At 44.3% G+C, this 307-nt stretch carries 1 protein-coding gene; it reads right to left on the bottom strand.

Features of this window, described 5'->3' with window-relative positions; genetic code table 11:
• Positions 1-307 (bottom strand): ATP-binding cassette domain-containing protein (locus tag SB658_RS22975; RefSeq protein WP_410602563.1); only part of this gene is annotated, 307 nt, incomplete at both ends.

The raw sequence follows: 307 nt of genomic DNA on the forward strand, positions 1-307 counted from the left end.
TGAGGTGTTAAGACGGCTGTTGGTTCGTCGAAGATCAAAATATCAGCGCCGCGATAAAGTGTTTTTAAAATTTCTGCACGCTGCTGCATGCCGACAGAGATGTCAGATACTTTTGCGGCAGGGTCTATTTTTAAGCCATAGCGGTCAGAAAGCTCTTGTACTTGCTGTATGGCTTGTTCTTTGTCGATCTTTCCAAATTTCTTGGGCTCTTTTCCTAAGATGATGTTTTCAGCGACGGTGAAGGTATCGACAAGCATAAAGTGTTGATGCACCATACCGATGCCTAAATCACTTGCATCATTCGGGC

It is taken from the genome of Bacillus sp. SIMBA_008 (genome assembly GCF_046535495.1).
Classification (GTDB): domain Bacteria; phylum Bacillota; class Bacilli; order Bacillales; family Bacillaceae; genus Bacillus; species Bacillus subtilis.